General features: G+C 53.6%; 14 protein-coding genes. All 14 read right to left on the minus strand.

Features of this window, described 5'->3' with window-relative positions:
* Position 1: 1 nt before the first annotated feature.
* Positions 2-523: a type IV pilus biogenesis protein PilP gene (gene pilP, locus LC431_RS11860; RefSeq protein ID WP_223509882.1), complete on the minus strand. Its 522-nt coding sequence runs from the start codon at positions 521-523 to the stop codon at positions 2-4.
* Positions 510-1,802 carry a type 4b pilus protein PilO2 gene (gene pilO2 / locus LC431_RS11865; RefSeq protein WP_223509883.1) on the minus strand — a complete coding sequence of 431 codons (1,293 nt, stop codon included), beginning with the start codon at positions 1,800-1,802 and terminating at the stop codon, positions 510-512. Before pilO2 ends, pilP begins: the two co-directional genes overlap by 14 nt.
* Entirely contained in the window at positions 1,802-3,490 is a 1,689-nt protein-coding gene (locus LC431_RS11870; RefSeq protein WP_060435751.1) for a PilN family type IVB pilus formation outer membrane protein, read from the minus strand. Before LC431_RS11870 ends, pilO2 begins: the two co-directional genes overlap by 1 nt.
* 11 nt (positions 3,491-3,501) lie before the next feature.
* Positions 3,502-3,939 carry a type IV pilus biogenesis protein PilM gene (gene pilM, locus LC431_RS11875; RefSeq protein ID WP_060435752.1) on the minus strand — a complete coding sequence of 146 codons (438 nt, stop codon included), beginning with the start codon at positions 3,937-3,939 and terminating at the stop codon, positions 3,502-3,504.
* Complete coding sequence (locus LC431_RS11880; protein WP_060435753.1) at positions 3,939-5,189, minus strand: TcpQ domain-containing protein; 1,251 nt, start codon at positions 5,187-5,189, stop codon at positions 3,939-3,941. Before LC431_RS11880 ends, pilM begins: the two co-directional genes overlap by 1 nt.
* A gap of 233 nt (positions 5,190-5,422) precedes the next feature.
* Positions 5,423-5,854, minus strand: a complete 432-nt coding sequence (locus tag LC431_RS11885; protein ID WP_047609022.1) for a DUF29 domain-containing protein — start codon at positions 5,852-5,854, stop codon at positions 5,423-5,425.
* Positions 5,855-5,953: 99 nt separating this feature from the next.
* Positions 5,954-6,589 (minus strand): hypothetical protein, encoded by a 636-nt coding sequence (locus tag LC431_RS11890; RefSeq protein WP_223509885.1) that lies wholly within the window; start codon positions 6,587-6,589, stop codon positions 5,954-5,956.
* Between the two features lie 87 nt (positions 6,590-6,676).
* Positions 6,677-7,222 (minus strand): single-stranded DNA-binding protein, encoded by a 546-nt coding sequence (locus tag LC431_RS11895; RefSeq protein WP_223509886.1) that lies wholly within the window; start codon positions 7,220-7,222, stop codon positions 6,677-6,679.
* A gap of 75 nt (positions 7,223-7,297) precedes the next feature.
* Positions 7,298-7,798 (minus strand): STY4534 family ICE replication protein, encoded by a 501-nt coding sequence (locus LC431_RS11900; RefSeq protein WP_223509887.1) that lies wholly within the window; start codon positions 7,796-7,798, stop codon positions 7,298-7,300.
* 625 nt (positions 7,799-8,423) lie between these two features.
* On the minus strand, positions 8,424-10,436 hold the full coding sequence (locus LC431_RS11905) for a DNA topoisomerase III (RefSeq protein ID WP_223509888.1): 2,013 nt from the start codon (positions 10,434-10,436) through the stop codon (positions 8,424-8,426).
* 10 nt (positions 10,437-10,446) lie between these two features.
* Positions 10,447-11,187, minus strand: a complete 741-nt coding sequence (locus tag LC431_RS11910; protein ID WP_223509889.1) for a PFL_4669 family integrating conjugative element protein — start codon at positions 11,185-11,187, stop codon at positions 10,447-10,449.
* A gap of 266 nt (positions 11,188-11,453) precedes the next feature.
* Complete coding sequence (locus LC431_RS11915; RefSeq protein ID WP_217147401.1) at positions 11,454-12,713, minus strand: STY4528 family pathogenicity island replication protein; 1,260 nt, start codon at positions 12,711-12,713, stop codon at positions 11,454-11,456.
* A 101-nt stretch (positions 12,714-12,814) separates the two neighbouring features.
* A complete protein-coding gene (locus LC431_RS11920) occupies positions 12,815-13,048 on the minus strand; it encodes a hypothetical protein (protein ID WP_060435758.1) in 234 nt (77 codons plus the stop codon).
* The gene (locus LC431_RS11925; RefSeq protein ID WP_060435768.1) at positions 13,045-13,626 is read right to left on the minus strand and encodes a DUF2857 domain-containing protein; all 582 of its coding nucleotides are present in this window, start codon (positions 13,624-13,626) and stop codon (positions 13,045-13,047) included. Before LC431_RS11925 ends, LC431_RS11920 begins: the two co-directional genes overlap by 4 nt.
* Positions 13,627-13,707: the final 81 nt, after the last annotated feature.

Genomic DNA, 13,707 nt, shown 5'->3' on the forward strand with positions numbered 1-13,707 from the left:
ATCAGAAAGACAGTTCTGTCCCGTCACTCAGTTTCACTGTATTCAGGGTGACTGATTTGACCGTCAGCTTGCTTCCCGGCAACTGATCGCCCGGAGAAACCTCGGTCACCCCACCCTGAGGCAGAACAATGCGGGCACGCAGCTGCGCGCCCTTTCCATAAATCTCCTGAAGGCGGACAGGCGCCGGGACACTCTTCTCTAACGGTGCTCGGGTAGCTTGCTGCTCCGCCCCCGCAGTCGGGGAGCCTGAAGGGATGAAAGGCAGCGGCGCGGGGGCATTGGCCACAGGGCTTGCCTGACTCATCTGAATTTCACTTTCGCTCTCACGCAGCTGCCGCGTGAGTCTGGCGGTTTGCACCTGCTGTTCCAGCAGGAAGTTGCGGGACTGAATGGCCTCGAGCTGGCCAATAGTGACATTCCCCGTATCGCCAGAGACCGGGCTTTCTGCCGCCAGGCACGGCAGGCTGAAGACAGCAAAAATGCCCAGCAGCCAGAGCCGGGAGGCGGGCTTAACGTTGTGCATAGAGACTCCCCTTAACGGTGTAGTCAAACTGCCCCTGCGGGCTGAGCGTAAAGGCAATACTGAAAAGACGAAGCCCGGTATCATCGCAGCCGGCCAGCATCCACTCCGGTGCCAGACGGGCATTGACCGCAAAGGTAAACTCACGCCAGTCCTGAGGGGGGGGAGGATTGGCTGCACCGGGGATGACTTCTGGCGGTTTTATCTCGGTAAACTGGACGTGGATGTCGCGCCGCTGCAGATGAGAAACAAAGCGCATCAACTGTGCGTTGCTGTCGGGCACGTCCTCATCTCTCACGGGCTGAGTGCTGGCAGCATAGGGCACATTGACATCCCCGTTCTGTCCGCCCTCTTTCAGGTTGAACTCCGCGCTCTGTCCAAAAATCTGTTTTGCCCGGCGGGCAAAATCCTCCACCGTGGTACCGCGCATCGCCACATACCGCAAGCGCAACCCCGTCTGGGTACATTCGCCGGCGGTAAGCCGCCATCCCACCACCGAAACAGGCAGTGGCTCACGGGTAAACCAGCACTGACTCAGAAAAACAGAGGACGGCAATAAAGACGCCCATGGATGCGCTGCCTTCGTCTGGACTATGGGCTTCGGCGCCGTCAGAGCCTGTGCTTTGTACTCAGCCAACGCAGCCGCCTGCCGGGCCCGCATGGCCGCATCATCCCGCCAGTAAAAGAGCGCGGCACAGACACCCACCACCAGTAATACCAGCGCGCCTAATTTTGGCAGAGAGAGGAGCTGTCGCATCTGAACACGACGACGCTGGATGCGGTTTAATGAAGCGGTCAGGCTTTGCCAGGATTGAGGGGCTTCTGGCGTCGCAGTACATTGCCAGCCGCGCTGCACATCACCCGGGTCGTTGAACTCAATGAAACGCTCCTGGGCGGCGTTGACCTCCTGCAATGTCCCGACCACGTCTCCCATGACGGAGAGGCGCCCCCCGACCGTTGCAAAAAACACCCAGCTGTCAGCGCCTTCATCAAGACGATAAATGCCGTAGCTGTTGTCCCCTTCGCGTATTAAAAATGCAGCAGCCAGCGAAAAGAGGCCAACGCCACGCCTGACCCGGGAAGGTCTGGCGAAGCCAACCATTCTGTTGGGTTTTCTGCCCGTCAGGATCCGATGGGTATCGCCGCGGTTATTTCGTCCAAAACCAATCCCGGCGCTCTTTTCATCTGCCCAGCGTAATCCTGCCAGCCATCCGCAGCGCCCCTGAAGAAGAACGGGCTGTGTCGCCGCAGAAGGACGATTTTCTTTAGGTTTTTTCATCATTACCTCAGCAATACTGGTGTAACTAAAATGACCAGGGTGGTGCGCGTAGTACTGCCATTTTGCCCTCCGCCAAACATAAAGTTGCCCGGCGTGAATGTTCCTTGTTTATCTGCTGAGGTGGTGACCTGGTCAGAGCCAGTCAAAACCAGCGTTTCCCCGGCACGCATATTGACTTTTTGGGTCAGCGCTTCCTGCTGGAACGTAGGAACGTCATTGCGGGTATTGCCATCTTTGCTGACAAAGGATTCAATTTTAGGTGGGCTGGAATAGCTGAACGCAAACTGCAGCTGCACATCACCGCTTTCCTGGATATACGGCAGCATGGTCATGAACAGGCCAGTCGTCAGAATGCTGGTTTGCATAGAAGATGTGACCCCGACGTTAGCAGTCGCTGTCGAGCTTGAGCTGGTCAGAATGCCTTTTTGATTGGAGAGTTGATAAGGAACAGGTGTAAGGTTTGTGGTCGCACGATTGAGCTGGGTGACAACGCTGACGTTACCTTGCTCAGACAGGGCCTTGATCAGCAGCTGTGAGCCGGAAAAGCGCGCCGCACTGCCGCTGGCCGTATCCAGAATGGAGAATCCTGATGAGACGGCATTGTCAGCAGCGTTAGTGAAATTACCGGAAAGTGTCGCGCCGGCCGTATGCAGAGATTTGTACACCAGCCCCCAGTCGAGTCCCATCTGTTCATTACGGGTCTGCGTTACACTGAGTACACGTACGCTCAGTTGCACCTGGCGGTTTAAAACTTTGTTCTGGTAATCGATATAACGACCAATGCGGTCGAGCACGACCGGTGTATCCGTTACCGTTAATGTTCCGCTGGCAGACGATAGCCAATAGCGCCCCTTGGATGGGGTGATCATGTTATCGATGGTTTTACGGATATCATCATAAAGATTGCTGCTGAGATCATAGGCTGTTTTTTGCGCCGAGTTGATATCCCCTGAGGTACCTGAGCTTCCCCCGCCACTGCTGCCCAACTGATTACCGGAACCTGAGTTAACCGACGCAGTACTGTCGATTTTGGTATTCAGGATCACCAACTGATATGTACGGGTATCGAGCTGATAAAAAACAATCGTACCGTGGTCATTACGCGCGGACAGTCCAAGGCGGCTGGACACCATATCCAGGAACCCGCGAAGTTTGCCCTGCCATTTCAGGCCGGTGAGTACCGTGTCTGTCAACGAGACGGAAGCGACCTGCTGTGCTTGTCCCCCAATATTGGGCAGAGGAACCCTGCCATTATCATCCGGTGCAGGCAGTTTGCCCGTCAGTTGCTGGGTAGTGATACTCCCGCCACCGGTTGAGACCAGCGCCTGCAGGGCATCAGGTGTAATGGTTACCCTCAGACCACACATTGCCGTAATGCGCTGCCCAATCTCAGGCAGGGTCATTCCTTCAGGCCGGTTAATGGAGATATCGCAGTCAGGGAATGCGCTGTCTTCGGGCGTTGACACGACAGGGATGACAGGCTGGAGATTTACCCAGGGCTTATCCGTCCAGGTCACCGGTGCTTGCTGTAAATTCGTTCGGCTTTGGGTGATCCGTTGTGCGGTATCTGCATCGCCACTCGCCTGGCGGTCCATGCGATTAATTTCTTTGAGAGAACATCCGGCCAGCATCACCAATGCGGCCGTGATAGCAGCGCGGAGAACGGGTCGGGAAAGGCAAAACTTCAGCATTCTCGATTCCTTCAGTTGAGATAAACGACGTTGCCTTCCGCCACGCCGGCGGGAAGGGACAAATTCATATCGGTGCCGTCAGACATTTTCAGACGTCCGCCTGATACCGTGCACACCAGGGCTGAACCGACTGACTGGCTGTTCAGGGAATCGACCAGGCCCGGGCGATCCGCAGACCAGACCCAGAGTCTCCCTCCCTGAATTGCTGCCTGAATGTGACTGTCAGGGACCGGAACAATGCCAAACTGACCGACGGCAAGCGGCCCCTCGGGTAACTGGCGGGTATATCGCCAGTCATTGACCGCGCTGGCCAACCGAAGCATGTCCGAGGCGAGACGGCCAGCATTCACCTGGATCCCCTGACGCTCAAAGCGGGAGGCCTCCCGGATCTGAACGTTGCCGACAATCAGTAAAAAAATCATGGCCAGCGCGGCGATGGCGTACCCCATCAGTTACGACCGGGTTGGTCACTAACGGATACCAGGCACTGCATCCGGCTGGCGGCGGCGTAAAGCGGTTTGTCTGCCTGGCGATACAGGTCAAAAACCTGAACCAGCACCGACTCAAAGTTGCCGTGGAACGTCAGTGGCGCATCGATGCGGTAATCAAGTGATACCGGCCAGATAACGACCCAACTCCCGCCGTTGTCGCACTTCGCCGAACTTGCCCAACGGGTTAGCGTCTCTTTTAACGTGGACCCCACCTCGGCACGCCACAGCTGCCCAGACGGGGCTGCGGTTACTGGCGTGCCTGGGACAAACAGCGGGCCTGAGGCAGAGGTCGAGGGATTTTGTAAAGGAGGTGCTTTAGGCACCGGGGAAATCTGGGACGTTAATAAAGACGTCGTGCCCGCTGCCGCGACAGAAGGTGATGACGTTTTTGCTGGAGGTTGCACCGTCAGCCTTGGCTGTCTGGTTGGTGGTACAGCAGCCGAATATTTCGAGCCAACGGGGGTTGATTTACTCCCCAGTGTTCCGCTCCTCACGGTCGTCAGCACCGGAGAGGGTACCGGGACACTTTCCGGTTTCAGCACGGGTTTTGGCTGTCCTGCTGCGGGCACGGGAATCAGAGATGTAGCCGGATTATTGTTTGAGACTCCAACTGACGGAGCGGTGAACGGATTACCCGACATTCGCGGGGAAGCCGTCACTGTAGTCAGCGCACGGGAGGATACGGGCGTCGAGGCGCGTGGAGCGAAATCACGATAAGCATCACGAAGCGTAAAACACACCTCGCGGTTGACATCATCAACGCGTAAACGCCAGGCGGGGCCGGCCAGGACCTGCAACGCCTCGCTCAGACGAACGGGACCTATGGAGCGCTGCACGGCCGGTAACGGGCTGCTGAGCAACTCGGTAAATACGGAAGAGGATGCCGGGCAAAGAGAGTAACCAGACTCCAGCAGCAGGTAGCGGAAACCATCCCCGACGGAGCGCACTAACTGTGCTGGCATTGTAATATCGACCATCTGGTTTAACGGGTCACGCTGCGCATCCGCTGGCCGGGTGCTGATCAGGGTGTACTTGTCATAGCGCACCACCTCGGGCGACTGGCCCTGGTAGATATCGCTGACGCGGGGATTGGCGGAAATACGCGGCAACACGTCAGTGGACGTGCCGTTATTGGTGCATCCGGCGGTCAGCAATGACAGCGTAAGCCATGCCAGTTTGCGCCCGGGATACTGGGTCAGTTGTGCCATCAATGTTCACCGTAAGAGTATTCCTAATGAGAGACGGATATTCTGACGACGGCGTAAAGTGGGACAACGTTAAACTCTTTCTGAAAACTGAAGAAAAACCCTTTAACCGGGTTAGCGGAAGTGATAGTAGGACGTGGGCATTAGCGGGGAGTTCGCGAGGAGACATTTTTTTCAGCAAAAGGATAAAAAAAACGCCGGACAAGCCGGCGTTTCGTGCAGAAAAACTGATGGGGTTAATCAGGATAAAATTCACTGTCCATGATCTGTTCAAACGACCACGGACATGATTTTGGGAACGTGTTTTCATCCATCCCTGTTTCTCTTGCTGCAGACAAAATGGCATCGCCGTAAGCGTCTGTCGTCATCTCATCCAGCTCACGCTTTAAGCTTGGACTTTTTGAAAGACGACGCGCAACTTTACGACGTTGCTCTGCAATGGTCAGTTGCCAGCTGCGACCTCGATGGGAAGGCTGGAAAGCCCACTTAAGAAGATGAAGGAACAAAACCTCAAGGCGTGACTCCAGCTCGCTTCGTTGGCTATTGCCCATGCTCTCGATTTCCTCCAGAAGGTTCTGTGTATCTAACTGACCCAGGCTCCCGGAACGCAGCAAATCTGCCTGCTCCTTAGTCCAGCCATAAAAATCAGTATTATAACGGTTAGTCATAGTGTCCTCCGCCAACAGCGCACTTTACCTTCGATAAGGTGAGTCTGTCAGAGAAACGAACGCCAGTCAAAACTGGCGAAGAGTAATGTACACAAGGCTTCATACAGCGTAAGCGGCTAAAACCTCCGGGTCCTGAACATCAAAAAGTTCAGGTTCCATAAGGGCTAACACTTCCGGATGCTGACGCCAAAAAGGGGCTACATCGGCGAGAAGAAGCTGTCTGGCCTCACGCCTTAGCGTTTTAGCTGTAGAAAAATTATCCCACCCGCTTTCAAAAGCGGCTTCGGCGAGCAAGGCATCACATTGTTGATGAAGTTTTGCTGCCGCAGCGTTGTCTTTTACCGGGATGATCCAGAAAATTTTACCGTTCCGGATACACCCTCCGAGGACTTTTCGACCCAGTCTGTCATTGATGCAAACAGACTGAGCAAAGAAGCTTACCGGACCACAATCATGACCTAACTCAGCGTCATAGTAGTCTTTCTCCTCGTCCCGGAAAGCCCAGGCTCTCCGCTGACTGATTTCAGTAATCTGAGTGATAACCTCACTCAGCGTCGCACCGGTGCAAACACTGTATGTCTCTTCACGGGTGTAAGTCCCGCAGTTAAGATCATCTTCCGGATACGTTGTAGTACCTGCGACAACGACCGAAAACTGACGAGCATAGACATCGGCACGAAGCGAAACGCCGGGTTCGTAAGGCGTGTGGATAAACTGAGGGTTAAAGTGAGTCATAAATATTCTCCGATAAAAAAGGAGAATCTCCCTGGGGGAGTTCTCCCCACAGGGTGGATGCTTACAAGCAATGAGTAAAAATACTGCTCAGGAAATACCGTAAAGCGCGCCGCGACATACTCCATATCCATAACCAAGGAACGGGATGTCGTCATCAAAATCCATCGGCGGTTCATTGCCCATAGACTGCGGCGCTGACTGTGACTGAGGTGTCCCGCTCGCAGGCGCTGCAGCAGAATGCTGTTTATTTGCAGGCTGACCACTTCCACTGGTGTTGGTGCGATTGCTGCTGCCCAGCATCTGCATAGTGCCCTGCTGTTTGACCACGATTTCAGTTGTCCAGCGTTCGACCCCTGCATTGTCAGTCCACTTACGGGTTTGCAACTGGCCTTCGATGTAAACCTGAGAACCTTTATGCAGGTATTCTCCGGCGATTTCAGCAAGCTTGCCAAACAACACCACTCGGTGCCATTCAATACGCTCTTTCTCTTCGCCTGATTGTTTATCACGCCAGGATTCAGACGTGGCCAATGAAATGTTCGTCACTGCCATACCGTTTGGAAGATAACGAACTTCAGGTTCCTGCCCTAAAAAACCGATCAGGATAACTTTGTTTACGCCGCGACTGGACATATTGAATTCCTCTTAAAATAGGTGAGAGGAACACACCCGCTGGTGTGTTCCAGCTGGGTGTGTATCCGTGTCAGGTCAGAATGAATTGTCAGCGTAGCTTTTCAGCTGCTCTACATTCTGTCCCGGCGGAGTAGAGGTCGGTTTTTCGGACTTGAACACGATCTCGCCACCAATCTTTATCCACTCGACCGCAATAAGCCGGGCTTTTAAGCTTGGGCGACTTTCACCGGCGTGATCTCCTTTAGACAAGGTAAATACGTCAGCAGTAAGACCGCTCAGGACAAAACCAATCAGCACCTGTTTCTCTTCATCCACTGACTTTTGGCAGCGATTGATGAGCGAAACACTTTCCTTGCCTGCAACAGTCACGTCAAAACGGGTGTATGACGCATTGTCTGTCGGGCCGGTCAGGGCATTAATAACGGCACAGGTGAATTCACCGGTGGTGCCAGCCACTTTGCGGATGTTTTTAAGGTATCCGATGCCGGTAACATTGAGATTGAAATATTCAGCCTTAGGCTGAGAGGAAGAATGTGAAGCGTTGTTTGAAGAAGGGGTATTTGCAGTAGCAGTCATGATGCTCTCTCCGGAGTGAAAATAAACAGGTAGCGGAGAAACAATCATCCCGTGCGGGAGAGTGTTTCCCGCAGGGAAGTCAGTAACGAGGTCACTGACTGGCTGAATTTGTGAAGGTGGCCTTAACCCGAAGGTCTCTGTTTACAAAGGTTAACAGATTTAACGTAACCGCCCGAAAGCGCCATCTCTCAGGTCATGATGGCATTGGCATGTGATTACCCGAAGGCGTTCCTCTCAAATCACCGGAACATTGGCAGTTGTCAGAGACAACGATTGGCCTGTTCAGTTTTAAACCGCGGCGGGGAGAAGTCAATATAGCGGGTCTAAAAAATTGAAAATGGGGAGGCATAAATAAACAGCGGCACCCTAAGGTACCGCCATTGCGATCTGCACCATCGATCTGAGGTTAAGCTGTTTGCACAGCAGCTCCGGGGCATGTTCAGGGCCCGGCACGGTTTTCACGGAGGTTATGTGCCTTACAGACTCTTCTCTCAGGTGTGGGAGCGGTCTGTCAGACTGTTCGGCCAGAACGCAATGCATGTAGCATTCTGGCAGACCGCAGTCACGGGGTGCGGCTTCAGAGCCACGAGAAACATAGCAAAATACATGCCCCACCCGCAATCGGTTAATTCTGCTTTGACTTACGGGACTTAGGCTTAGAAGGCTTTTTCTTCGCCTGGTCAGTGGCGTTGACGACGCCTTTGCATGCCGGGTATTTCTCACAGCTGTAAAACGTCCCTTTCTCGCCGTGCCTCAGCCGGGTTTTACTGCCACAAAGGGGGCATTGCGGGGTCGGGGGCACGCGGATAGTGACATTTTGAACCTGCCCCTGAGAAACGAGTTGTCGAGTCCAGCCCGTCTGTCGCGCCATAAAGTCTTCCAGTCGCATCCGACCTGCAGCAACCTCATCGAGCGCCTGCTCCCATAGTGCTGTCATACCCGGCTCTTTCAAATGGGCAGGCAAGGCATCTATCAGATCCATCGCCACTTCGGTGGCCCGCAGATAGCGGCCCTTAATGACGATATATCCCCGCTTCAGGAGCGTGTCGATGATACCGGCGCGGGTCGCTTCTGTTCCCAGACCCGCATTCTCTTTCAGGACCTTTTTTAACTGCAAATCTGTCACGTAAGACGCCGCGTTCATCATCGCGGCTATCAGCGTATCGAACGTGAAATGCAGCGGTGCTTTCGTTTTAAGACTCTTCACCTCAGCAGCCGTCACTGTGCACATATCCCCTTTGTTCAGCGCGGGGAGCGCGTTGTCCTGCTCGTCCCCGGTGTTCTCTTTCCCGTCAGTGACTGAGTTAAACAATATTTTCCAACCGGGCACTACGACCACCCGGCCAGTTGTACGAAAAAGCTGTCCCCCGATGCTGAGGTCCAGGCGTGTCACATCGCTCTCGTGCAAAGGAAGGAACTGGGCGAGGTAGTGGCGACGAATGAGTTCATACACCCGCTTCTCTGCGTCATTCATTTTTCCCAGGTCGCAGGCATGCTTAGTCGGAATGATCCCGTGGTGAGCCGTGAGCTTTTTATCATTCCATATACGTGAAGCAAAACGGGGATCCAGGGTTGCAATCACAGGTGTGAGGGAAGGGTCAGTTTTGGCCAGGGCGGCAAGTACCTGAGGGATTTCTTCACGCATCGACTCCGGCAAAAAACCACAGTCGGTACGGGGGTAGGTCGTGGCCTTATGGGTCTCATACAAACTTTGGGCGGTATCAAGCACCTGCTGAGGTGACATTTCCCAGAGTTTCCCACAGGCCTGCTGCAAAGCACCTAACGAAAAGGCCAGCGGAGCAGCTTGTGTCTCACGCTTTTTCTCCTGCTCAAGAACCTGAGCCTGCCCCGTCTGACGGCACAGTTGGGCCACCTGTTGGGCAATGCCCTGATGGACACAGCGTTTTTCCTCGTCGGTGTACATTTTCGCAGGTACCCACTGGGCAGCAAACGTCACATCACCCGCATGCAAAACCGCACTGACCTGCCAGTAGGGTTTCGGGACAAAAGCGGCAATCTCTCTGTCCCGGGTTACCAGAAGTGCCAGCGTCGGTGTCTGTACCCGACCTACCGACAGCACCCCGTCAAACCCTTTTTCACGGGCCTTTAATGTATATAGGCGGGTAAGATTCATACCCGTCAACCAGTCAGCACGGGCGCGCCCCAGTCCCGCATAGTATAAAGCCTGAGTCTCGTTACCGGGTTTGATGTGATTGAGCCCATCACGAATACTCTGTTCATCCAGCGCTGATAGCCATAGCCGGTTTACCGGTCCCCGCCACTGGCAAAAGTCCAGCAACTCCCGGGCAATGACTTCGCCTTCCCGGTCTGCGTCGGTGGCTATCACCACTTCATCAACCTGCTTCAATAATTTTGCGATTGTCTTAAACTGATCTTCCGTGTCCTTCTTCACTGTCATTTGCCACTGTGCCGGCAATATCGGAAGGGCTGAAATGTTCCAGGGTTTCCCGAACTGCTGACCATACGCCTCCGGAGAGGCGTTTTCGAGTAAATGGCCAACTGCCCAGGTGACCGTCACCCCAGACCCCTGAAGGAAGCCGGTGCCTCTTTTCGTGGCACCGACTATGGCAGCGATGTCCCTCCCCTGAGAGGGTTTTTCACAAAGGAATAGGCGCATTCTCCCTCCTTTATTTAGCATTATCGCTATTATTAGCCCGGTAGCGGATTCGCAGGAGGTTAACACTGGCCTCATTAACGGGCGGGGAGAAAGCAGACCGATGGTTACCCAGCAGCACGTCAACATCAGGTTCACCAAGCTCCAAAACGGCCTGCTTCCAAACAGGGTTATTTTCGACTGCGTCCTGCCTGGAAACATTTACTGAGCGATAACTCATCGCAGTACCATAAATCTCACGAAGGAGGCGACTTCCTTCACTTAACATGTCGTAACGTTGTTGACGTGAAATCATTCCATAGTGCGAAGCCTGAAGGACCTGCTTGGCAAACTGATCAAAACCAAGAAGCAGAAAAACACAGCGGTAACCAAGGGGGGTATTACTGAACACCCGGATATCAAGGGGTTCAGAAACGGAAGCCTCACTTAACGTTGCCCCTTTCGGTAACCATTGCATGTCTTTTTCAAGACCTTCGATCAGCGACTGCATCTTTTTATTCGCGGCATTGAGCTTCACCTCCATCGTCCACATTGTGGCATCTGCCCAAGGATTATTCGTAAGAGAGTCCTGATTGATTTTGGATGCCAGACTGAGAAAACGCGGCATTCCCATGATGGCAGGCTTGCCTTTACTCCCCTCTACCCCTTTCTCTGCTCGCCTGCCCTGCCATAACCCAATCGCATAGTGGCTGTGGAGTTCAATTTTCAACTCTGAGTGCAATGCACCCGTTCTTTTCTCGGTATTATCCGCCATCGTTGTCACCGTCTTATCAGTTAAGAAGGAGCTGATAGTCCTGAAAATACAGAGGTCCCAACAACGTAAAAGTCTTCATTCATTTTCTGAATATAAGGCCACACCATCCCAAGGCCGGTTCCGAAATAGGTTAATGTGCATTTTTTGACCTTGTTGCGCCCCGCAACAAGGTTATTTTTTAGGCGACCAGCGATAATTATTAATCGCTTTATGGAACCACTAAAATATCTGGCTATTTTTTAATCTTGTTGCGGGCCGCAACAAGATTACTTTTTAACCACCTCTGTGCCCCGCAACATCGCATTCCGAATGTCAGCGATAACGCTTGAAACACTTTCGGCAGAGGCCCGTTGTGCAGGCCGTTGAAATACTGGCATCGGTGATAAGGCGGCGTTTGCCTGTCCGACAGTCTGGGACGAAGTGACAGCGTCGGGCATCACAAGTTGTCCATCACGGGCCCGTTTGAGCATGGCCAGCATCCAGCCCATAGGGTTGGTTAACTGGCCCTTACGCAGCTGTTTTTTCAGCATACCCATAAGCGCAGAAGACTCCGGCTCAGGCAAGGCAGCCAACTGAGCAGACAGCGCTGCCGCATCCTCCGTTGATATCTTGCTGGTCAGCGACTCAGGCAGTTCCGGTACCGACAAGCCCTTACCACCGTTCTCATCCGGTACGTACGTTTTTTTATTCACACCTTGTGTGAAAATACGTACGTTACAGTTCGATTTCCGAACTCCGGCGTAACTTGCTGATTTTAGACTGAGTTCGGTATCCGAACCCGGTTCAACGCTCCCCTCTTTTTCACTGAGTTCGGTATCCGAACCCGGTATCTCATAATGCTTTTCTGCGTTTTTTATACTGAGTTCGGGAACCGAACCCGGCTGATAAGCACGGCGTAGGCTAGCCATCTCCCGCGGCGCTGATGGCGAACCGAGCCGACTTTCAATCATGGCCAAACGCGAATGACGGTGACGCATGGTGGGGTCATTCTTAATGTCGGCAAGCACGGCCATGGCCGTCAAGCGAACTGCCTTATTACGGTGCTGGCAGCTCGATGCAACAAGGTCAAGCCAACCGGGATCAAAGGTTTCCGCATCACGGCAACTGAGCGGTTCATCGTGCTGGGCATAAATGTTTCCCCTTACGCGACCGCGCGCATCACGGACGCGCTTACACAGGCTCAGCCAGCCGGTTATCCTTAGCATGAGAAGCACTCTGCTGATGGTTTCGCGGGACGCCTTTTCCGCATGAGGCGAAGCGAGCTGGAGTTGCAATTCATCGTAGGTAGGAAACACCGCGCCCTCATTTTGCTGCGCATAGAGGCGGATCATTACCCACGCCGTTTTATCCAGCGGCGAAAGACGCGTATCCATAAACAGCTGACGTGGAAAAGCATCATGCACGTTGCCCAGGAAAAGCAGGCCGCTGCGTTCGCTGGTGACGTCATTTTCCGGCGTTCTGCTGGCAAGGCTGTTCTGCATTCGTGACAGCGTAAACTCTACGATACTGTCTGGCGGTAATCCCATCTCGCGTCCTCTTGATACATGACAGTGACAGCACTGCGGGGCCATAAAGGCCCCGTTCCTGGATGTGTGCGTCATCGTAAAACTGTGCTTAACCTTCTGCGTTATTTCCTGATTTCACGGTTATATGTCTCGTGATTCATCAGGAACCAGCGGTGCCCGCCGTCTTTGCTAAGCATCCGCCAGAATGGACCGATATCAATTTTGAGATAGCCTTTTACATCCAGACGCTTGCATACCTTTTGGCCGCTCTCAAGAGAGTTCACCATCCCTATTGCTTTACGACGCACCGCAGGGGTGATGTGCTGACGCGGGTTGAAATCGAGAAGCTCAGTCATACCGCCTCCCGTTTATTGCCCTTACGTTCACGTTCACGACACCATGTGGTTACGCGCGTCCAGACGGCAGTCAGTGAGACATTATGGAGCTCGGCGGCGAGCATCATTACGTCCAGTGCGTCATGAGAGTCTGGAGAATTAAGACCCGATGCGTCCCACTGCGTCCAGATGCCGGCATCCGCCTCTTCATCCGGTGCCTGCGTACGCCCACGGGCGGTATCAATTCCTTTGAGACGACGCCGGGCACTGACCTCTGCCGCGCTGAGACCAAAGTAAGTCTGCATCAGCTCGATGGATCCGCCGAGCGCTAACGCCCGGTCAATGCGCTGCATGCGCTTCTGCTCAGTTCTGGACTGCTGAACGATGATCCAGAAATTGTCATGATTGATGCTAAGATTCAGTACCGACACGCTGCTTTGCATCAGGTAATGCAGGTCGTCGACGGTCAATTGACTCAATTGACGCACCTCTTCGATCGTCATACCTAAAGACTCACACCGGCGAATATTCCCTGATTTCAGCTCCATAAGGAGATGTGTCAATATGGCATTCGTTGCCTGAGATAAGTTTTGGCTCACAGTACCCCCCCGTTCATCCCCAAATCCGCAAGTAACCAAGCATCCGTCATCCAGCAGGCAGTGCATGCTATGAAAATCAGT

The sequence above is a fragment of the Rahnella sp. GSA61A genome (genome assembly GCF_019969905.1).
In the GTDB taxonomy this organism is placed as follows: Bacteria; Pseudomonadota; Gammaproteobacteria; order Enterobacterales; family Enterobacteriaceae; genus Rahnella; species Rahnella aceris.